Here is a 21,320-nt window from a genome sequence, read left to right as displayed (position 1 = left end):
TGATCAGCCAGAACATAAAAAGCACCCTTCCGTTGGGTGCTTTTTTTATGCCTGCCTGCGCTGGTTTAAATCACTGAGCAGCGCATCAATATGCTCATCAGCAAACATGTCCTCCAGGGTTCGCGTCAGTTTGCGCCGCCAGTTGGGGTATTCGGTATTGGTGCCCGGCACATTCACCGGCAAATCCATGTCCAGCCAGTCTTCCGGTTGCAAACCCAGCAACGCGCTGGCACTGCCCGCCAGATAACGTTGCAAACCCAGGTTCAGCAGCGGCGTCATCGGCATGTTTTCAGCACTGCGGCTGATCGATTTCGGCACACACTGTGTCAGATGCAGCGCATTAAGAAGCCCCTGCTTGCTACGTTCACGTTCCCCGCGCAGTTTTTCCAGCACCTGCGGATCAGGATAAACGCCCAGCGACGCTCCGAGCGTTAAATCGCCCCCTTCCCAGTAGCCCCGCAACGTCGGTAAATCATGGGTGGTGACCGTTGCCATCGCTTGTGAAACATAATCTTCCGGCGGCCGGTAAAGGAAGTGTTTATCGTGCTCGAAATACAGCACTTTGTAGGAATACACCCCGCTGTCACGCAGGCTGGCGAGGATTTCTTTCGGCACGGTACCGAGATCTTCACCAATCACCATGCACTGATGCCGCTGACTTTCCAAAGCCAGCACACCGAGTAAATCCTCCAGCGGATAACGGACATACGCGCCGCTGCCCGCGTCCTGTTCGGCGGGTATCCACCACAAACGCAGCAACCCCATGACGTGATCGATACGCAGTGCACCGCATTCCGCCATGTTTGCACGCAGCAAATCTATGAACGGCTGATAGGCACGGGCTTTCATTTCGTGTGGATCAATGGGCGGAAGCCCCCAGTTTTGTCCCTGCGGCCCGAGAATATCTGGCGGCGCACCGATGGTAGCATTCAGGCAATACAGCGCCGGATCGGACCAGGTTTCCGCGCCGCCTTGCGCTACGCCAACCGCCAGATCACGATACACGCCGATCGGCATCTTCAGCTCAACACTGCGCTGATAACATGCGGAAAACTGCATCTGCGCCAGCCATTGCTGCCACTGATAAAATTCAATTTCACCGGCGTAACGCTCGCTGAATTCCCGCACTTGTGCACTTTTCGCATCACGATAGACTTCCGGCCATACCGGCCAGCCCCACTGGCCTAAATCCAGATCGCGCAGATGCGTATGCAGTGCGTCGAACAACGCCTGCTGTCGCAGGCTGTCGCCACCAAGTGCGACGAAACGGCGAAAATCCTGCTTACGCGGGCTGTCTTCCGGCAACTCGCAAAACAGCGGCCAGGCCAGTTTCAGCGCCGCCGATTTCAACGCCATCACCAGCGGATAATCGACAAACTCCGTGCTGCGTGCCTGCAATAACGCCTCGCGCGTCTCTGTCGAATGCCACCAGTCTTGCGCCTCGCGACTGGCGGTAAACTCCTCCACGGCATTCACATCAATGTAGGTCAGATTCAGCCAGCGGCGCGACGACGGACTGTAAGGGCTGGCACTTTGCGGATTCGCCGGATAGAGCGCGTGTATCGGATTCAGCCCGACGAACGCCCCGCCGCGTTTCCCAACTTCTTCGACCATTTTTTTCAGGTCACCGAAGTCGCCTGCGCCCCAGTTATTCTCCGAGCGCAGCGTGTAAAGCTGAACCGTCGCGCCCCACAGTTTTTCCCCTGCCAGCAATGCCTCCGGCTCATAACAGCGCGGCGGCGCGACGATGATCCGGCAAGGCCAGACGTTATCATTTTGCGATAACGTCAACTGGTGATAGCCGGCAGGCAGCGCAGCCCCGAGGTTCAACACGTTGCCTGTCAGGATTTCGCCCTGCGTCTGGCTGCCATTTTCCTGCGTCAGTTGCCATTGAAATGCGCCACTGCCTTCCGGCGTGAGCCACACTTTTTTGCCTTGTGTAAACACTTTGACCGGCGGCACGGGCGTAATTTCCGGCACGTCAGCCGGATCACGCCCCATCGCCGCCAGCAAGGCGACGCGCGTGCCATCTGACACCGTTTCCACGTCATCCGTCATATTAATGAAACTGTCTACAATGCCTGCCCGGCGCGCGGCCTCAGCAAGTTGCTTGTCCTCCATGTCGGCTCCTATCGTTTGGCCTGCCAGATGCGCTGCTGATAATCGCGGATGGAACGGTCAGCGCTGAACATGCCTACACGGGCCGTGTTGAGCAAGGTACGGCGGGTCCATTCATCGGCATTACGGTAAAGCGCATCGACCTGTTTTTGCGCCTCGCAATAGGTGGCAAAATCCGCCAGCACCAGATACGGATCACCGCCATCGAGCAGACTGTTGAGCATCAGATCGAAGGCCTTTTTGTCACCACTGGCATAAAAACCGCTGGCCAGTTCGTCGAGAATGGCTTTGAGATGTTTGTCCTTTTTCACCAGCGCTTTCGGCTTGTAGCCTTTTTTCAGCTGCGCTTTGACTTCATCGACGGTCAGTCCAAAGATAAAGATGTTGTCCTCGCCGACTTGTTCGGCAATTTCGACGTTGGCACCATCCAGCGTGCCGACGGTCAGTGCACCGTTCAGCGCCAGTTTCATATTGCCGGTACCGGAAGCCTCTTTCCCGGCGGTAGAAATCTGCTCCGACACATCCGCCGCCGGGATCATCAGTTCTGCCACCGACACACAATAATCGGGAATGAACACCACTTTGAGACGATCGGCGACGATCGGATCGTTGTTGATCTTCTCCGCCACCTGATTGATCGCATAAATAATATTTTTGGCGAGGTAATAACCGGGCGCGGCTTTGGCGCCGAACAGGAAAACACGCGGCACGATGTCGAGTTTCGGGTTATCGCGGATCTGGCGGTACAGGGAAAGAATATGCAGCAGATTGAGATGCTGACGTTTGTATTCATGCAGGCGTTTAATCTGTACATCGAAAATCGCGTCAGGATTAAGCCGGATCCCCATGCGCTGCCAGACGTATTCCGCCAGCCGCACTTTGTTATCGTGTTTGATTTTGCGGTACTGTTTGCAGAATTTTTTGTCTTTAACGCCGTCTTCCAGACCTTTCAGCAGGTCCAGATTATTGACCCAACTGTCGGTTTTCAGCCGTTCATCAATCAGTGCCGACAGCGCCGGATTACATTGTTTAAGCCAGCGGCGCGGCGTGATGCCGTTAGTCACGTTATGGAATTTTTCCGGCCACAACTGGTGATACTCCGGGAACAGATCTTTGACCACCAGATCGGAATGCAGCGCCGCCACGCCGTTAACCGCAAAACCCGCGACCACGCAGAGGTTCGCCATACGCACCTGTTTGTCGTGATGCACGGCAAGTTTCGCCCAGACCGCCTCATCACCCGGCCATTCTTTGCTGACCCGTTTCTTAAAGTTGGCGTTGATCTGTTTAATGATCTGGAAATGACGCGGCAACAGGCTGCGCACCAGTCGCTCGTCCCAGGTTTCCAGCGCTTCCGGCATTAACGTGTGGTTGGTGTACGCGAAGGTGCGGCTGGTGATGTGCCACGCGTCATCCCAGCTCAACTGATGCTCGTCGAGCAGCACGCGCAGCATTTCAGGAATAGCGATGGTCGGGTGCGTATCGTTGAGCTGGATGACTTCATAATCCGGCAGTTCGCTGATTTTGCGGCCAAGGAAATGATGACGCCGCAGGATATCGGCCACCGAGCAGGCGCACTGAAAATACTGCTGCATCAGGCGCAGGCGTTTACCGGCCTGATGGTTGTCGTTCGGATACAACACTTTGGTGAGTTTGGCGGCGTCGATACCCTGTTGTTCGGCTTTCAGAAACTCGCCGTCATTAAACTTTTCGAGATCAAACGGATGCGGATGCGTGGCTTCCCATAAGCGCAACGGTTGCGTGATACCGTTGCGGTAACCCATTACCGGTAAATCCCAGGCTTCGCCACGCAGGGTAAATTCCGGTTCCCAGCGTGAAACGCCCTGCTCATTTTTCACGATTTTACCGCCAATACCGACGCTGACCGCCAGCGAACTGTTGTGGCGGAACCACGGATATTCGCTGCGGTGCCAGTCGTCCGGCGACTCTTTCTGTTTGCCGTCAACAAAACGCTGGCGGAATAAACCGTACTGATAATTCAGGCCGTAACCGATGCCGGGCTGCCCGACGGAAGCCATCGCATCGAGATAACAGGCCGCCAGCCGTCCCAGCCCGCCATTGCCCAGCGCCGGATCAATTTCTTCTTCCAGCAGGTCGGTCAGGTTGATATCAAATTGTTCCAGCGCAGCGGCAATTTTTTCGTACCAGCCGAGATTAATCAGATTGTTACCGGTGAGACGCCCGACCAGAAATTCCATCGAGATATAGTTAACGTGGCGGATAATTTTTTTGCTTTTACTGCTGACCGGCTCATTTTGCGGGGGAATTTGTTCCGCGACGGCGGCGCTGACCGCATGCCACCACTGGTGCCGGGTCATATCTGAAGCTGAAGTGAGTCCGAACGCTTGCCACTGGCGGGTGAGCGCCGCCAAAAAAACATCCTGCTTGAACGTGATCTTCGACATAGGGCAGTCTCTTTTCAGTCTGAGGGGACGGAATGCTTCCGTGAGAAAAAGTGTGATCGCGATATCTATGTATAAACCCTATGCTGGAAAAATGCTCACTGCGGGGATGAGGAAAAATGCATGAAATCATGTCGAAGGGATGCCGGAGATGCCATTAAAACCCCGCCCCAACCCTCACCTTCGCAGGGGAGGGGTTTTAATGGCATCTCAATAGCTATTATTTCTGCCCGTAATACGCATCCGGCCCGTGCTTGCGGCTGAAGTGCTTGTGCAGCAAATAATCGTCCATCGGGGTTTGGTCACGCCGGATTGAACCGGTGATCCACGCCATTTTCGCGACTTCTTCCAGCACCACCGCGTTGTGTACCGCCTGTTCCGGCGTGATTCCCCAGCAGAACGGGCCATGCTGGGCGACCAGAATACCCGGCATATGCAGCGGATCGATGCCGGTCAGCGACGCGGCGATAACTTTGCCGGTTTCCAGTTCGTACTCTCCGCTGACTTCCTGACGCGATAAAGGCCGGGTGCAGGGAATGGCACCGGCAAAATAATCCGCGTGTGTGGTGCCGAGTGGCGGGATGGCGACGCCGGCCTGCGCCCATGAGGTCGCATAGGTCGAATGGGTATGCACGATGCCACCAAGCTGCGGGAAACGGGCGTAAAGTTCGAGATGCGTGGCGGTATCTGAAGAGGGTTTGTAATGCCCTTCCACGACGTCGCCTTGCAGGTTCAGCACGACCATATCGCTGACCTGCATTTTCTCGTATTCCACGCCGCTCGGTTTGATCACAACAATACCGCGCTCGCGATCAATACCGCTGACATTCCCCCACGTGAAGGTCACCAGACCAAAAGCGGGCAGCGCCATGTTGGCTTCAAATACGCGTTGTTTCAGTGCATCCGTCATCGGGTTTCCTCCATGTTAAGCCCGGCTTTCTGCATTTTATCGACCACCCAGGCGCGGGCGTTGCGCACTTCCTGCATCGGATCGGCGGCGGTTTCGCTCCACATTTCGATCAGGTACGGCCCGCGATAACCGCTTTTTTGCAGCGTGGCAAAGCAACGCTCGAACTCCACCACGCCGTTGCCAAAGGGGACGTTTTTGAATACGCCGGGCTGTGTGTCTTTAACATGCACAGCGACGATATGCCCTGCGCCGCTTGCCAGTTCCATCTGCACGTCGTTATCCCATGCCGATAAATTGCCGATATCCGGATAAAGCTGGAACCACGGATTGTTCAGGTAATGACTGTAACCCAGCGCTTTGCTGATCGAATTCATCAGCGGGTAATCCATGATTTCCATCGCCAGCGTGACCTGCGCACGACTGGCCATTTCGACGGACTCCTGCAAGCCATCGCGAAAACGCTCGCGGGTATTTTCATTGGCCTGCTGGTAATACACGTCATAACCGGCAAGCTGGATCACGCGAATGCCGAGATCCTGCGCCAGCACGATGGCCTTGCGCATGATTTCCAGACCCTGATTGCGGGTTTCATCATCTTCTGCACCAAGCGGGAACCGCCGGTGCGCGCTCAGGCACATGGACGGAATGCGGATGCCGGTGCGCGATATTGCATCAACTACCCGCAAACGTTGCTCGCGTGACCAGTCCAGCCGCGCCAGCCGGTTGTCGGTTTCATCCACCGACATTTCAACGAAATCGAAGCCCAGCTCTTTCGCCAGTGTCAGGCGCATCAGCCAGTCTTCGCCCGCAGGCAGGGCTTTTTCATAGATACCGAGTGGAACGGCTTTATGCATCATTCGGTGTTCCTTAGCCCCAGAGCTGGCGAATGGATTTTTTGAACTGACGTGCTGCGTCAACCGGATCTTTGGCGTCGCGGATACTACGTCCGGCGATAAAGACGTGCACCGGAATGTCTTTAAATAGCGGCAAATCTTCCAGCGCCAGTCCGCCGGTAATGGTCACTTTAAAACCCATGGCGGAAAGGCGTTTAATCGCCGAGATATCGGCATCGCTCCACGCCACCCCGGCGGCCTGCGCGTCGCGGCTGCGGTGATAAACCACCTGCCCGATGCCTGCGTCGTGCCATTCCTGCGCCTGTTCCCACGTCCAGTAACCGGTCAGCTCAATCTGCACGTCGCCGTTAAATTCTTTCGCCACTTCCAGCGCACCTTTGGTGGTGTTGATGTCGGCACAGCAAATCACCGTCACCCAGTCAGCATGGGCTTCGAAACACATGCGCGAGAGGATTTTTCCGGCATCGGCGATTTTGGCATCGGCCAGCACAATTTTTTCCGGATACAGCGCCTTAAGGTCACGCACCGCGCGCACACCTTCTGCGACACACAAAATAGTGCCGACTTCGATAATGTCGACTTCGCTGGCGATCAGACGCGTGGTTTTGTAAGCGTCGTCCATCGACTGGTTATCCAGCGCCACCTGCAACATCGGTAATGAATGAGACATAATATATTCCTTCTCTGCTAACGAATTAGTGAACCGCCGTGGCGGAGGTCAGGTCGATCAGATCCAGCACCTGTTGCGCCGTGGTGCAGGCACGCAGGCGGTCAAAATTGGCTTCATCATCAAACAGGTTCACCACCTGCATGATGCCGATTTCCTGATGCGCATTGGCATCCACCGCCGCCAGCGTGATGAGGATATCCACCGGATCGTTATCTTCATGATTGAACACCAGCGGTTTTTTCAGCGTCACCAGCGCAAAACCGGTTTTCAGCACACCTTCTTCCGGACGGCCATGCGGCATGGCAAGCCCGGGCGCGATCACGAAATACGGCCCGAAACGTTCGACGCCGTCCAGAATCGCCTGGTAATAACGCGGCTCTACCACTCCGGCTTCTACCAGCATATCGACGCCAATTTTCACTGCGCCCTGCCAGGTTTCTGCTTCTGCGTTGAGGCGAATCGAGTTGTTTTCAGCCAGCGAATCTCGCAGTTTCATACATCGCTCCTTACTTTTTCAGGTCTGCGGAAAAGTGCGCGTTAATCACTTCCATCACTTTCGGACCGAAGTCCGCCGCCGACAGCATGTTGCGCACGCCGACCACGTATTTGTTGCCGCTGACGGTGATTTCATCCGCCACGTGCGTGGAGGCGACAATAATGTCAGCCCCGCTCAGCTCGGATTTGTATTCCCCCACCGCGCAGCTATTCATGGTGTGATCCACGCCTTCCTGCGTCAGAAACTGGCCGATTTTCATCTTCATGATCATCGAACTGCCTTGCCCGCAACCGCATACCGCCAGAATTCGTACTGTCATGGGAACCTCTTTGTTTGGTGAGAAGTTATTTGTGAGAAGTCATTAGTGAACAGTCATTAGTGAACAGTCATTAGTGAGAAACGGACTGATTAAGCGCCTGTTTTTCAGCATCTTCTTCGGCCCGCAATGCGCGACCCGCGAAGAACATGTAGAGCAGCACAATCACCGCAATGACGCCCATAAAGGCCATACCGATGCTGAAGAAGCCCTGCATCATTGGCGGTGCCAGAATCGACCAGTCTGCCATGCCCATCCAGGCGCTCAGGCCGGTGAGTTTGATGGCCCAGACGCAGCCGAAGATTTCGATCATCCCCATTACCAGACAGATTTTCAGCGCCGCGCGCCAGCCGCCGAAGTGATTGGCAAACACGCCGATGGTGGCGTTAGAGAAGAACATCGGGATAAAGCCGGGGATGATCATGATGGAAGAGCCCATGCCAAACAGAATGGCGACAGCAATCAGCTGGCCGATGGTGCCCCACATAAAGCCCCAGACCACGGCGTTCGGCGCAAAGCTGTAAATAGCCGCGCAGTCGATGGCCAGCACGGCACCCGGGATCAGGCGTTGGGAGATGCCGTTAAAGGCTTCGGTCAGTTCAGCAACGAACATACGCACGCCCTGAATAATGATGAAAATCGCCACTGCAAACATCAGACCGGTTTGCAGGATGTAAATCGTCCAGTGGGTTTTTCCGGCCATTTGCTGCAGGGTGTCGAGGCCGAAGGAACACAGAATGATGCCGAAGAACACGGTCATCACGATGGCGGTAGACACGATATTGTCATGGAAAATATTCAGCCAGCCCGGCAGTTTGAGATCTTCAACACTGTCTTCTTTCTTGCCGAGATACGGCGCGATTTTATAAGCGATCCACGAGGCAAATTGCTGCTGGTGACCAATCGAGAAGCCGCTGTTTTCGGTCACGGCCTGCGTCGGTTTGTACATCATGTTCGAGGTAATGCCCCAGTACAGGGATACCAGAATTGCGGTTGACCAGATGGTGGTCCACATCGGATAGCCCATGATGAAGAAGAACACCGCAATCAGCCCCGCCTGCTGGAACATGATATGGCCGGTCAGCATGATGGTGCGAATGCCGGTAATGCGGCGAAATACCACCATCAGGATATTCAGCGCCAGGGCGATCAGCACCGCGTAACCGACCCAGCTATAGGCCTCGCCCATGCGCTCCACCGTGGCCATCATTGAGGCATAGGTATCTGATATTGCACCGTTAATGCCATACACTTCTGAAAGTTTTGCCACCACCGGTTTGAAGGTACCGGTCAGAATGCCGGACCCCGCCTGCAGTAACATAAAGCCGATAATGGTTTTGATGGTGCCCTTGATAATCACCGTCGCGCTCTTCCTGAGCAGGATGTAACCGAGCATGGTCACAATACCCAGCAGCAACGGTGCGTTAGTCATTACCTGATTAAAAAATACGGTGAAGATGGTGTAGAGGAATTCCATAAGACTCTCCGTCTGACCTTGTTTGATCTCTTCAACGCACTTGAACATAACCGCTGCGCTAAAAAGTGAGGAACAAACGCACTCTAATGCTCACATCGAATCAAATAAAGATTCGCAATGATTATTTGTGAGCAGTCTCGCAAGATATCGTCATCGGCAGAATGAGCTAACAAACTAAATCACTCTGTTTTTATGATAAATATCAGCCATATACTACAAAAAAAGGCATGTGAAAACCGCCTGAAATCCTCCCGTCCTCCTTTGTCACCCCCTGCTTAATGCTAAAAATCGCTCGTTTATAATCATTGTCATTATGAATTTTCGATGATAACTTCTCACAAACAAATCACATGTAATCACTAAATGATTTATTGTGACTCTATTTCAAAGCCAACTCAGATGAGGGAATACTATGAGCAAAGTAGAAACAATCAGCCGCGAATCCTGGATCCTCAGCACTTTCCCGGAATGGGGCACCTGGTTAAACGAAGAGATCGAGCAGGAAAAGGTCGCGCCGGGCACCTTTGCCATGTGGTGGCTGGGCTGTACGGGGATCTGGCTGAAGTCTGAGGGCGGCGCGAATATTTGTGTCGATTTCTGGTGTGGCGTCGGCAAGCAAAATCACAGCAGCCCGCTGATGAAAACCGGCCACCAGATGCAGCGCATGGCCGGTGTAAAGAAGCTCCAGCCGAATCTGCGCACCACACCGTTTGTGCTCGATCCCTTTGCGATCAGGGAGATCGACGCGGTGTTATCCACCCACGATCATAACGATCATATCGATGTGAACGTGGCCGCCGCGGTCATGCAAAACTGTGCTGCTGACGTGCCCTTTATCGGCCCGCAAACCTGTGTGGATTTGTGGATGAGCTGGGGCGTGCCCGCCAGTCGTTGCATCGTGATGACGCCGGGCAAAGTGGTGAGGATCAAAGACGTGGAAATTCACGCACTGGATTCTTTCGACCGCACGGTGCTGATCACCCTGCCCGCAGACCAGAAAGCCGCAGGGGTATTGCCGGATATGATGGATCAGCGCGCGGTGAATTATTTGTTCAAAACGCCGGGCGGTAACCTGTATCACAGCGGCGATTCGCACTATTCCAACTACTACGCCAAACACGGTAACGAATATCAGATAGACGTGGCGCTCGGCTCTTATGGCGAAAACCCGCGTGGTGTGACCGACAAAATGACCAGCGTCGATATGCTGCGCATGGCGGAATCCCTCAACACCAAAGTCGTTATTCCGTTCCACCATGATATCTGGTCGAATTTCCAGGCCGATCCGCAGGAAATCCGCGTGCTGTGGGAGATGAAAAAAGATCGCCTGAAATACGGCTTCAAGCCGTTTATCTGGCAGGTCGGCGGTAAATTCACGTATCCGGATGATAAGGATAATTTCGAATATCATTATCCGCGTGGCTTTGACGACTGCTTTACTACCGAGACTGATCTGCCATTCAAGTCTTTCTTATAAAGTATGTTATGAACAGGCGGAGGCAGCAAACTCCGCTTTTTTATAAACCATGTAATTGCCATTACTGCTCGTTTATAATCACGCGGTAATCACCTATTTACCTGCGGAGCCACCATGACTGAGCCACAACGCCACAACGCTATTCTCGATCTGCTGCAACGTCAGGGGCAGATTTCCGTCGCTGATGTGATTGATCAGTTTGATATTTCACCCGCTACGGCGCGTCGTGACATCACCAAGCTCAACGAACTGGGCAAACTGCGGAAAGTGCGCAATGGCGCTGAAGCCGTGAATCAGCCACGCCAGAACTGGACACCGCTGAATATCCATCAGACGCACAATCTCAACGAGAAAATGCGCATCGCCAAAGCGGCATCCGAACTGTGCCAGCCGGGTGAAAGCGTGGTGATAAACTGCGGTTCGACGGCGTTTCTGCTCGGCCGTGAAATGTGCGGAAAAGACATTCAGGTCATTACCAATTATCTGCCGCTGGCCAATTATCTGATTGAACAGGAGCACGACAGCGTGGTGATCATGGGCGGTCAGTACAATAAAAGTCAGTCAATTACGCTGGCACCACAAGACGGCGATGCCAGCCTGTATGCCGGGCACTGGATGTTCACCAGCGGCGCGGGGCTGACCGCCGATGGCCTGTACAAAACCGATATGCTGACCGCGATGGCCGAGCAGAAGATGTTGAATTATGTTGGGAATTTGGCGGTACTGGTCGACAGCAGCAAAATCGGCCAGCGCGCGGGCATGCTGTTCAGCCGCACCGAACAAATCGATGTGCTGATCACCGGCAAAGAAGCGAATGATGAAATCATCGGGCAATTACGTCAGAAAGGCGTGCAGGTGATCCTGGTTTAGCCTTTATCCCTGTATTTCGTCTGGTCTTAGTTGTGCAATTATTGGGTAGAATGGCGGCATAACCTTTTATGAGGCAAGACCAGAATGGAACAATTTGAAGCAATCAGCGTTGAACAAGCACATTCCCGCCTGACCTCAGGCGAAGCCGTGATGGTCGATATTCGTGACCCGCAAAGCTTCGGCGCAGCACATGCACCTGGCGCTTATCACCTGAGCAACGACAGCCTGCCTGCGTTTATCCAGCAGGCCGATGCCAAAACACCGGTACTGGTGATGTGCTATCACGGCATCAGCAGCCGCGGTGCCGCGCAATTTCTGATTTCTCAGGGTTTCGAATCGGTCTACAGCGTTGACGGCGGTTTCGAAGCCTGGTCGCAAACCTTCCCGCAAGATATTGAAGCCTGACCCCTCTTTATTGACGCCGGCGCACGCTATAGTCTTTATAACCAGGCTAATGAGTTTGCGCCGAAAATGTTCTTAAGCTGAAAAAGCTACCTTTCTCCAGTGTTGATATAATTTCCGCCTACTATCGACAGGATTCCAAGATGAAAAAACTGAACACTTCACGTTCTTTAGGGATGCGTACGCTCGCTGTTCATGGCGGACAGCAGCCCGATGCCCTGACCGGCGCGATTGCGACACCTATCACCGCCGCATCGGCATTTTCATACCCGGATTTTGACAGCGGCGCACGCCGTTTCAGTGGTGAAGAACCGGGTTATATTTACAGCCGTTTCGCCAATCCGACGGTGGCCGTTTTTGAACAGAAACTGGCGGCGCTTGAAGGCGCAGAAACCGCCGTTGCCTGCGCAAGTGGCATGGCAGCGATCAGCGCCACGTTGTTTGCCCTGCTGGTTCCCGGCGATGAAATCATTCATATCGGCACGCTGTATGGCGGCACTGAAGGCGTGGTGCGTAACCTGCTGCCACGTTATGGCATAAAACCGGTTCACGTTACCCATGTGAGCGAACTGGAAGCGGCATTCACAAAAAACACCAAAGTGGTGCTGGTGGAAACCCCGGCTAACCCGGGACTGGATATCGCCGATCTGGCTGAAGTCGCCCGTCTGTCGAAAGCCGCCGGTGCAGTCAGTGTGGCGGATAATACCTTTGCCACACCGTACCTGACGCGCCCGCTGGAACTGGGAATTGATATCGTTCTGCATTCCGCGACCAAATACATCAGCGGCCACGGCGATGCGACCGGTGGCGTAGTGGCCGGTTCGGCGGCATTAATCACGCCAATCCGCACCCTGAGTCTGAAGCAGTTCGGCGGCAACCTGAGCCCGTTCGAAGCCAGTTTGCTGATCCGCGGCCTGAAAACTCTGCCGCTGCGCGTCGAAGCCAGTTCGCTGAGCGCACAGGCGGTGGCGGAATTCCTCGACGGCCACAGCGCGGTAGACACCGTGTTCTATCCGGGGCTGAAGCAGCATCCGGGACATGCCACCGCCTCAAAACAAATGAAACTGTTTGGCGGGATTATGGCCATTGAGCTGAAAGGCGGCCTCAACGCCGCACGGACGTTCCTCGATAAGCTGAGCATCATCACGCAGGCGGTATCGCTCGGCGACACCGATTCGCTGGCCTGCCATCCGGCATCGACAACGCACAGCGCCGTCGCGCCGGAAGTTCGCCGCCAGAGCGGTATCACCGACGGACTGGTGCGCATCAGCATCGGTATCGAAGATACCGAAGACCTGATTGCTGATCTGCAACAGGCGCTGGAAGGGCTTTAAGCAGATCTGAAATCACGCTCAGCATCACATCTCCTGCATGCTAAAGTGTAATTATTATGGCGATATAGAGCATATATCGCCATAATACTTTCAGTTTACACTTCAAATTGGCTGCTACCATGCCCCGAAAAACATCGCCCTTGCTTCCGGCAACTGAATCGCTATTAACTGAGTTTGGCGATCGTCTTCGTCTGGCGAGGTTGCGCCGCAAACTGACGGCAGCACAGGTCGCAGAACGGGCAGGTATGGTTCCCATGACATTGCGCAATCTTGAACGCGGCAACACAGGCGTCACTCTCGGTGCCTGTCTGGCGGTAATGCAGGTTCTGGGCGTAGAACAAGATCTCAATTTGTTGCTCAAAGATGATCCGTTCGGCCGCCAGTTGCAGGACGCTACATTAATTCCCCGTAAACCCACCTCACGCAACTCCCGTTCAAAACGGACGCCTTCCTCTGTGTCCTCAGATAATACTCTTTTAAAACAAGATGAACCGGATACAGAAAGTGACTGGGCTAAGGATGATTTTTTAAGTGCGGGTTCATTAGCGTCACTGCTTCAAGGTGGTGAAAATACCGGTAAAAAAACCCATAAAAGGACGAAGAAATGACGGTAAGGATTGCCGTGTATGCCGACTGGGCGCCCCTCCCATCGCCTTTGCGCATCGGTTATCTCAATGTGCATCAGGCTGCAGGTCGCGAAATTTTTGCCTTTGAATATGATCAGGCTGCGCTGGAACATCCTGATTTTGCCCATCTTCAGCTTGATCCACGAATAGGGTTATTCACTGGCCCCCAATATCCGGCACAAAGGCAGGATATTTTTGGTGCCTTTGCGGATACCAGTCCGGATCGCTGGGGACGGTTGTTGATGAAAAGACGGCTGGAACGTGAAAAACGGGCAGGTGTGGCCTCTGCAAGCCAGCGTCTTTATGAATCTGATTACCTGCTGGGCGTGCATGACAGTTTTCGTATCGGCGCGCTGCGGTTTCGGCTCAATGATGAAGGCAATTTTCTGGATGACCGTCATGATGTCGCTGCTCCTCCTTTCATTCAAATTCGTGAACTCGAAGCCGCCAGCCGGGCGCTGGAAAAGGACCGTGAAAATCAGGATGCCGCAGGAGATGAATGGTTACGTTTACTGATTGCACCAGGCGGATCGCTTGGCGGCGCCCGCCCAAAAGCCAGCGTCAGCGCACCAGATGGTCATCTGTGGATAGCAAAATTTCCCAGCATTAATGACGAATATGATATCGGTGCATGGGAGCTGGTCGTCAATACGCTGGCAAAAGCCTGTGGTCTGAATGTGCCTGAAAGCCTTGCCCGCCGCTACGCCAATCCTCATCATTGTTTTTTAGTGAAGCGTTTTGACCGGACGACAGAGGGTCAGCGTAAACACTTTGCCTCGGCGATGACGCTGACCGGCCATCAGGATGGCGACGACGCCTCTTCAGGTATCAGCTACCTTGAGCTGGCGGCGGTAATTATTAATCAGGGCGCGCAGCCAAATCAGGATTTACGCGAACTCTGGTCGCGTATCGTGTTCAATTTGCTGGTATCCAATACCGACGATCATCTGCGCAATCACGGTTTTCTACTGGAACCGGGAAAAGGATGGCGTCTTTCACCCGCCTATGACATGAATCCGGTGGCGCAAAGCACAGGATTAAAACTGAATATCAGCGAATCCGATAATGCGATGGATCTCGATTTAGCGCTTTCTGTCGCGCCGGTGTTTAGGATTTCAAACAGCGATGCGCTGGATATCATCCGTCGCTGCCAGCAAATCGTCAGACAGTGGCCAACGATTGCCAGCAAAATTGGCCTCTCTGTACGCGAGCAAAATGCGATGTCATCAGCATTTAGGTTAGCATGACCCTGTTAACCAGAAGCCTGCTGACAGATAATCAGGCGATACCATTATCGCCTGTCTACATAACAATGAATTACCGCAGTCAAACAATTAGGGAAACCGCTAAACGCTATGGTGCGCATTCTTAACCTGAACAACCCCCGCCTGGCTCAGGCTTTTGTCGATTACATGGCAACCCAGGGTTTTACGCTGACGATGAAACACGAAAGTCAGGAAGTGCAGCTCTGGCTGGAAGATGAATCCCGTCTGGAAGAGGCCGAGAAGCAGGTGGCGCTGTTTGTGCGCGATCCCCTGCATCCACGCTATCAGGAAGCAAGCTGGAAAACCGGCAAGGCACAGCCACATTTAAAGATGTCGCACACGCCCTTCCTGAAAACCCTGCGCAGCCGCGCCGGGCCGCTGACGATAGGCATGATTGTGCTGAGTCTGGCGGTGTTTATCCTGCAACAGATGGTCGGCGACGAACTGGTGATGAGCTGGCTCGCCTGGCCGGACAGTTCGCGCGTTTTCCAGTTATGGCGCTGGTTCACCCCGGCTCTGATGAATTTCTCCTTTATTGCCTTGCTGATTAATCTGGCATGGTGGTGGTATCTCGCCAGCCAGATTGAGATGCATCTGGGCAGCGGCAAACTGTTCACCGTGACACTCATTTCGGCCCTGATCAGCGGCTGGGGCCAGTCGATGGTCAGCGGTTCGTGGTTCGGCGGATTATCCGGTGTGGTGTACGCGCTGATGGGTTACGCCTGGCTGACCGGCCAGCTGAAACCGGAAAGTCGTCTGTATGTGCCCGGCGGATTACTGGTCATTTCGCTGATTTTTATGTTCATTGGCTATGCTACGGGCGGCGCGGCCGTGTCGAATGCCGCGCATGCGTTTGGTCTGGGTCTCGGCCTGGTCATGGCATTTGTTGACACGCGCACTCCGCGCAACAAAAAAAATAAGTAGGGGATTCGGGTGAAACAAACACAACGCCATGATGCGATTATCGATTTAGTCCGCCAGCAGGGGTATGTCAGCACCGAAGAGCTGGTGGAGCATTTTGCAGTCAGCCCGCAAACTATCCGCCGTGATCTGAATGATCTGGCGGAACAGAATAAAATTCACCGTCACCATGGTGGGGCAGCCTTGCCGTCCAGCTCGGTGAATGCGGCATACAACGACCGTAAAGTGATGTGGTCGGAAGCGAAAGCGCGTATCGCCGAACGAGTCGCCAGCCAGATCCCTGACGGTTCAACGCTGTTTATTGATATCGGCACCACGCCGGAAGCCGTGGCGCATGCGCTGCTTAACCATAAAAATCTGCGCATCGTGACCAACAACCTGAACGTCGCGACGCTGCTGACAGCCAAAGAGGATTTTCGTTTGTTCCTCGCAGGCGGTGAAGTGCGCGCCCGCGACGGCGGCATCATGGGCGAGGCAACGCTCGATTTCATCTCTCAGTTCCGCCTTGATTACGGCATTCTCGGCATCAGCGGCATCGATATGGACGGTTCGCTGCTCGAATTCGACTATCACGAAGCCCGTACCAAACGCGCGATTATCGAAAACTCCCGCTGCGTGATGCTGGTGACGGACCACTCCAAATTTGGCCGAAACGCGATGGTCAACCTTGGCAAAATGGATCTGATTCATTATCTGTTCACTGATAAACAGCCGCCGGACAGCGTGAAGCAAATCATCGACAAGTACGACGTGCATCTCGAACTGTGCTGATTTGCCTGCATTTAAGGAGCGCTGCGGCTGGCGCTCCTGCTTTTCCTCCCTCCGCCCTGCCCGGCAAAACGAACAATTTCGAAAAATTCCACGCGTAGCAGCGTTCGGTTTCGTCCCCTCCTTGCTATTTTGCTCGAAACCGACACAAAAATGTTACCTTCATCACGCATAATTGTTTTTATTTGGTTAACTCTTGGCTTGTTTGTCGATTCTCGATTACAATCGTGAGCGAAAACGAACATAAAAGAGCTATTGCGAACATCTGGAGGAAGATGACGTGGAAACCAAAGACTTGATCGTAATTGGTGGCGGTATTAATGGTACCGGCATCGCAGTCGACGCAGCTGGCCGCGGGCTGTCTGTTCTGCTGCTTGAAGCGCAAGACTTGGCCTGCGCGACCTCTTCGGCCAGTTCTAAACTGATCCACGGTGGCCTGCGCTATCTGGAACATTACGAATTCCGTCTGGTCAGCGAAGCGCTGGCTGAACGTGAAGTGCTGTTGAAAATGGCACCGCATATTGCTTTCCCGATGCGTTTCCGTTTACCGCATCAGCCGCATTTGCGCCCGGCCTGGATGATCCGCGCCGGTTTGTTCCTGTACGACCATCTGGGCAAACGCACCAGCCTGCCGGCCAGTAAAGGTCTGAAATTCGGCAGCGAGTCCGTGCTGAAACCAGAACTGACCAAAGGTTTTGAATACTCGGATTGCTGGGTCGACGATGCGCGTTTAGTGGTCGTCAATGCACAGGAAGTGGAAGAACGTGGCGGCGAAGTTCGTACCCGCACCCGCGTGACCCGCGCATGGCGTGAGGACGGCATGTGGATGGTGGAAGCCGAAGATATCGACACCGGCAAAACCTTCACCTGGCGCGCCAAAGGTCTGGTGAACGCTACCGGTCCGTGGGTAAAACATTTCTTCGACGACGGCCTGAAGCTGAAATCGCCATACGGCATCCGTCTGATCAAAGGCAGCCATATTGTGGTGCCCCGTGCACACAATCAGCCGCAGGCCTACATTCTGCAAAACGAAGATCATCGCATTGTTTTCGTGATCCCGTGGATGGATGAATTCTCCATCATCGGCACCACCGACGTGGAATATCACGGCGATCCGAAAGACGTGAAAATCGATGATAAAGAAATCGGTTATCTGCTGAAAGTGTATAACGACCACTTTAAGAAACAGCTGACCACCGAAGACATCGTCTGGACTTATTCCGGCGTGCGCCCGCTGTGCGATGACGAATCAGATTCACCACAGGCGGTGACCCGCGATTACACGCTCGACGTTCACGATCAGGATGGCAAAGCGCCGCTGCTTTCTGTATTCGGCGGCAAGCTGACCACCTACCGTAAGCTGGCGGAACATGCGCTGGAAAAACTGGTGAAGTACTATCCGAAAGCCGGCCCGGCGTGGACCAAAACTGCCGTGCTGCCTGGCGGGAAACTGAACGGAGACCGTGATACCTACAGCGCCAATCTGCGTTCCCGCTTCAAATGGTTACCGGAATCACTGGCACGCCGTTATGCGCGTACGTACGGCAGCCAGACGGAGTTATTCCTGAATGACGCGACCAGCCTTGAATCGCTGGGCGAAGATTTCGGTCACGGATTCTACGAAGCTGAACTGCGTTATCTGGTGGAAAAAGAGTGGGTTTCACAGCTTGATGATGCCATCTGGCGTCGTACCAAACTCGGTATGTGGCTGGATAAAACCCAGCAACAACGCGTCACCGAGTGGCTGGAAACGCACAAACAGCAGAAGAAACATCTGTCGCTGGCGTCTTGATTTAGTTAGCTCCTCCCCCTGCGAAGGGGGAGGCCGGGAGGGGGTTTAACAGACAAAACAAGTGCTTATGCACACTTAACATCTTGTTTTTGACCTTAATACCCCACCCCAACCCTCCCCTTCGCAGGGGAGGGAGCGACTCCTCTACAACTTCACCGGCTTAATGTTCCAGATCTCATCGGCGTATTCCTGAATGGTACGGTCCGAGGAGAAATAGCCCATGTTGGCGATGTTATGCAGCGTGCGGCGCGTCCATTCTTCCGGCAGTTTATACAGCTCATCGACTTTATCCTGCGTATCGACATAACTGCGGTAATCCGCCAGCACCTGATAGTGATCGCCGAGATTGACCAGCGTATCGAACAGGTTGGTGTAGCGCTTCGGCTCGCCTGGGCTGAAGACCCCGGTGGCGATTTGCGTCAGCACCTGATGCAGCTCGGCGTCCTGCTCGAAGTAAGTATGCGGGTTGTAGCCTTTGCGGCGTAATTCCTCGACCTGCGGCGTGGTATTGCCAAAGATAAAGATATTCTCCTCGCCCACGTGTTCGAGCATTTCGACGTTGGCACCGTCAAGCGTACCGATAGTCAGCGCGCCATTGAGAGCAAATTTCATGTTACTGGTGCCGGAGGCTTCGGTACCGGCCAGAGAGATTTGCTCGGAAAGATCTGCCGCCGGAATGATCAGTTGCGCCAGGCTGACACTGTAGTTCGGAATGAAAACGATCTTCAGCTTGTTGCCAATACGCGGATCGTTGTTGATCACCGCCGCCACATCGTTGATCAGCCGGATGATCTGCTTCGCCGCATAATACGCCGAGGCCGCTTTGCCGGCGAAAATCACTGTGCGTGGCACCCATTCGGCATCTGGCTCTTCGAGAATGCGGTTATAACGGGTGATGACGTGCAGCACATTCATTAGCTGACGTTTATATTCGTGGATACGCTTAATCTGCACGTCGAACAGGCTTTTCGGATCCACCACAATATTCAGCTTCTGGGCGATATACAGCGCCAGCCGTTTTTTGTTGTCCAGCTTGGCCTTGCGGATTGCCTGCAGGAAGCTCAGGTAATCCAGATTCTGTTTCAGTTCCGCCAGCTGGCTGAGATCAGAACGCCAGGTCTGGCCGATGGCATCGTCAATTACCGCTGACAGCGGTTTGTTGGCCAGTGCCAGCCAGCGGCGCGGCGTCACGCCGTTGGTTTTATTACAGAAACGGTCCGGATAAATACGGGCGAAATCAGCAAACAACGACTGCACCATCAGCTCGGAATGCAGCTCAGACACACCGTTAACTTTGTGGCTGGCGATCACCGCAAGCCATGCCATCCGCACTTTGCGGCCATTGCCTTCATCGATAATCGAGACACGCGACAGCAGGCCATTATCATTGGGGATCTTTTCCGCCACTTCTTTCAGGAAGTGATCGTTAATCTGGAAAATAATCTCCAGATGACGCGGCAGGATTTTGCCGATCATGTCTACCGGCCAGGTTTCCAGCGCTTCGCTCATCAGCGTGTGGTTGGTGTAAGAGAACACGCTGCATACGGTTTGCCACGCGGCTTGCCACTCGAATTTATGCTCGTCGATTAACAGGCGCATCAGCTCAGGGATCGACAATACCGGGTGCGTGTCGTTGAGGTGGATGGCGATTTTATCGGCCAGATTGTCGTAAGTATGGTGCGTGGTGTAATGCCGGTTGAGAATATCCTGCACGGTCGCCGACACCAGAAAATATTCCTGACGCAACCGCAGCTCGCGGCCAGAATAAGTTGAGTCATCGGGATACAACACGCGGGACACGTTCTCAGAATGGTTTTTATCTTCCACCGCCGCGAAGTAATCGCCCTGATTAAATTTCCCCAGATTGATTTCGTTACTGGCCTGCGCGCCCCACAAGCGCAGCGTGTTGGTCGCGTCGGTGTCGTAGCCGGGAATGACCTGATCATAGGCGCAGGCGATGACCTCCTCGGTTTCCAGCCAGCGGGTTTTGATGCCTTCATGCTGCACCCGTCCGCCGAAACGCACTTTATAACGGGTATTGTAACGCTGGAATTCCCACGGGTTACCGTATTCCAGCCAGTAATCCGGCGCTTCTTTTTGCTCACCGTTGATGATGCTTTGCGCAAACATACCGTATTCATACCGGATGCCGTAACCGCGCCCCGGCAGCGCCAGCGTCGCCAGCGAATCAAGGAAACAGGCCGCCAGTCGTCCGAGACCGCCGTTGCCTAAACCAGGGTCATTTTCTTCACCGATCAGTTCTTCGAGATCAAAGCCCATTTCATCAAGCGCGCTTTTCAGGTCGTCGTAAATACCCATCGCCAGCAACGCATTGGAAAGCGTCCGTCCAATCAGAAACTCCATCGACAGGTAATAAACCTGCCGGACGTCCTGTGAGGTTTGCGCCCGGTTAGAACGCAACCAGCGTTCCACCATGCGATCGCGCACCGCAAACAATGTGGCGTTCAGCCAGTCGTGTTGTGTCGCAATAGACGGATCCTTGCCGATGATAAACATCAGTTTATAGGCAATAGAATGCTTAAGCGCTTCGACACTGACTGTCGGTGAGTTGTAATTAAACGGTGAAGTCATAGCGTTACA

Annotated in this window: 18 protein-coding genes; 9 read left to right on the top strand and 9 right to left on the bottom strand. The window is 54.0% G+C overall.

Annotated elements, in window-relative coordinates:
• Nucleotides 1-45 precede the first annotated feature (45 nt).
• The 8 genes from malQ to HGO41_RS09955 form a co-directional block, all read right to left on the bottom strand.
• Nucleotides 46-2,121, bottom strand: coding sequence for a 4-alpha-glucanotransferase (gene malQ / locus HGO41_RS09990; protein ID WP_250980996.1), 2,076 nt, complete (start codon nt 2,119-2,121; stop codon nt 46-48).
• An 8-nt stretch (nt 2,122-2,129) separates the two neighbouring features.
• Entirely contained in the window at nt 2,130-4,544 is a 2,415-nt protein-coding gene (gene malP / locus HGO41_RS09985; protein ID WP_119261104.1) for a maltodextrin phosphorylase, read from the bottom strand.
• A 217-nt stretch (nt 4,545-4,761) separates the two neighbouring features.
• A complete protein-coding gene (locus HGO41_RS09980; RefSeq protein ID WP_013573569.1) occupies nt 4,762-5,451 on the bottom strand; it encodes an L-ribulose-5-phosphate 4-epimerase in 690 nt (229 codons plus the stop codon).
• Nucleotides 5,448-6,308, bottom strand: a complete 861-nt coding sequence (locus HGO41_RS09975) for an L-ribulose-5-phosphate 3-epimerase (RefSeq protein ID WP_013573568.1) — start codon at nt 6,306-6,308, stop codon at nt 5,448-5,450. The genes HGO41_RS09980 and HGO41_RS09975 overlap by 4 nt, the downstream gene beginning before the upstream one ends.
• A 10-nt stretch (nt 6,309-6,318) precedes the next feature.
• The gene (locus HGO41_RS09970; protein ID WP_013573567.1) at nt 6,319-6,975 is read right to left on the bottom strand and encodes a 3-keto-L-gulonate-6-phosphate decarboxylase UlaD; all 657 of its coding nucleotides are present in this window, start codon (nt 6,973-6,975) and stop codon (nt 6,319-6,321) included.
• A gap of 25 nt (nt 6,976-7,000) precedes the next feature.
• Nucleotides 7,001-7,471 carry a PTS ascorbate transporter subunit IIA gene (ulaC, locus tag HGO41_RS09965; RefSeq protein WP_112151939.1) on the bottom strand — a complete coding sequence of 157 codons (471 nt, stop codon included), beginning with the start codon at nt 7,469-7,471 and terminating at the stop codon, nt 7,001-7,003.
• Between the two features lie 10 nt (nt 7,472-7,481).
• Nucleotides 7,482-7,790, bottom strand: coding sequence for a PTS ascorbate transporter subunit IIB (ulaB, locus tag HGO41_RS09960; RefSeq protein ID WP_013573565.1), 309 nt, complete (start codon nt 7,788-7,790; stop codon nt 7,482-7,484).
• A 70-nt stretch (nt 7,791-7,860) separates the two neighbouring features.
• The gene (locus tag HGO41_RS09955; RefSeq protein ID WP_014411492.1) at nt 7,861-9,264 is read right to left on the bottom strand and encodes a PTS ascorbate-specific subunit IIBC; all 1,404 of its coding nucleotides are present in this window, start codon (nt 9,262-9,264) and stop codon (nt 7,861-7,863) included.
• 412 nt (nt 9,265-9,676) lie between these two features.
• On the opposite strand from HGO41_RS09955, the gene ulaG reads away from it, so the two are divergent.
• The 9 genes from ulaG (at nt 9,677) to glpD (ending at nt 18,719) form a co-directional block, all read left to right on the top strand.
• The gene (gene ulaG, locus HGO41_RS09950) at nt 9,677-10,741 is read left to right on the top strand and encodes an L-ascorbate 6-phosphate lactonase (protein WP_013573563.1); all 1,065 of its coding nucleotides are present in this window, start codon (nt 9,677-9,679) and stop codon (nt 10,739-10,741) included.
• Between the two features lie 114 nt (nt 10,742-10,855).
• Nucleotides 10,856-11,611 carry an HTH-type transcriptional regulator UlaR gene (gene ulaR / locus HGO41_RS09945; RefSeq protein ID WP_013573562.1) on the top strand — a complete coding sequence of 252 codons (756 nt, stop codon included), beginning with the start codon at nt 10,856-10,858 and terminating at the stop codon, nt 11,609-11,611.
• Nucleotides 11,612-11,695: 84 nt separating this feature from the next.
• Nucleotides 11,696-12,016, top strand: a complete 321-nt coding sequence (gene glpE, locus HGO41_RS09940) for a thiosulfate sulfurtransferase GlpE (protein ID WP_037033715.1) — start codon at nt 11,696-11,698, stop codon at nt 12,014-12,016.
• A 140-nt stretch (nt 12,017-12,156) separates the two neighbouring features.
• Nucleotides 12,157-13,347, top strand: coding sequence for a trans-sulfuration enzyme family protein (locus HGO41_RS09935; RefSeq protein WP_013573560.1), 1,191 nt, complete (start codon nt 12,157-12,159; stop codon nt 13,345-13,347).
• A gap of 119 nt (nt 13,348-13,466) precedes the next feature.
• The gene (locus HGO41_RS09930; protein WP_013573559.1) at nt 13,467-13,955 is read left to right on the top strand and encodes a helix-turn-helix domain-containing protein; all 489 of its coding nucleotides are present in this window, start codon (nt 13,467-13,469) and stop codon (nt 13,953-13,955) included.
• Nucleotides 13,952-15,220 carry a type II toxin-antitoxin system HipA family toxin gene (locus HGO41_RS09925; protein WP_013573558.1) on the top strand — a complete coding sequence of 423 codons (1,269 nt, stop codon included), beginning with the start codon at nt 13,952-13,954 and terminating at the stop codon, nt 15,218-15,220. The genes HGO41_RS09930 and HGO41_RS09925 overlap by 4 nt, the downstream gene beginning before the upstream one ends.
• 108 nt (nt 15,221-15,328) lie before the next feature.
• Nucleotides 15,329-16,162: a rhomboid family intramembrane serine protease GlpG gene (gene glpG / locus HGO41_RS09920; protein WP_037033718.1), complete on the top strand. Its 834-nt coding sequence runs from the start codon at nt 15,329-15,331 to the stop codon at nt 16,160-16,162.
• Between the two features lie 9 nt (nt 16,163-16,171).
• A complete protein-coding gene (locus HGO41_RS09915; RefSeq protein WP_013573556.1) occupies nt 16,172-16,930 on the top strand; it encodes a DeoR/GlpR family transcriptional regulator in 759 nt (252 codons plus the stop codon).
• 277 nt (nt 16,931-17,207) lie between these two features.
• A complete protein-coding gene (glpD, locus tag HGO41_RS09910) occupies nt 17,208-18,719 on the top strand; it encodes a glycerol-3-phosphate dehydrogenase (protein ID WP_131638465.1) in 1,512 nt (503 codons plus the stop codon).
• Between the two features lie 144 nt (nt 18,720-18,863).
• Here the strand turns inward: glpD and glgP are convergent, their stop codons facing one another.
• On the bottom strand, nt 18,864-21,311 hold the full coding sequence (glgP, locus tag HGO41_RS09905) for a glycogen phosphorylase (RefSeq protein WP_014411488.1): 2,448 nt from the start codon (nt 21,309-21,311) through the stop codon (nt 18,864-18,866).
• Nucleotides 21,312-21,320 lie beyond the last annotated feature (9 nt).

Origin of the sequence: Rahnella sp. CG8 (assembly GCF_023701875.1) — a bacterium.
GTDB lineage: Bacteria > Pseudomonadota > Gammaproteobacteria > Enterobacterales > Enterobacteriaceae > Rahnella > Rahnella aceris.
The sequence above is the reverse complement of the archived record's forward strand: the minus strand, read 5'-3'. Positions and strand labels throughout refer to the sequence as shown.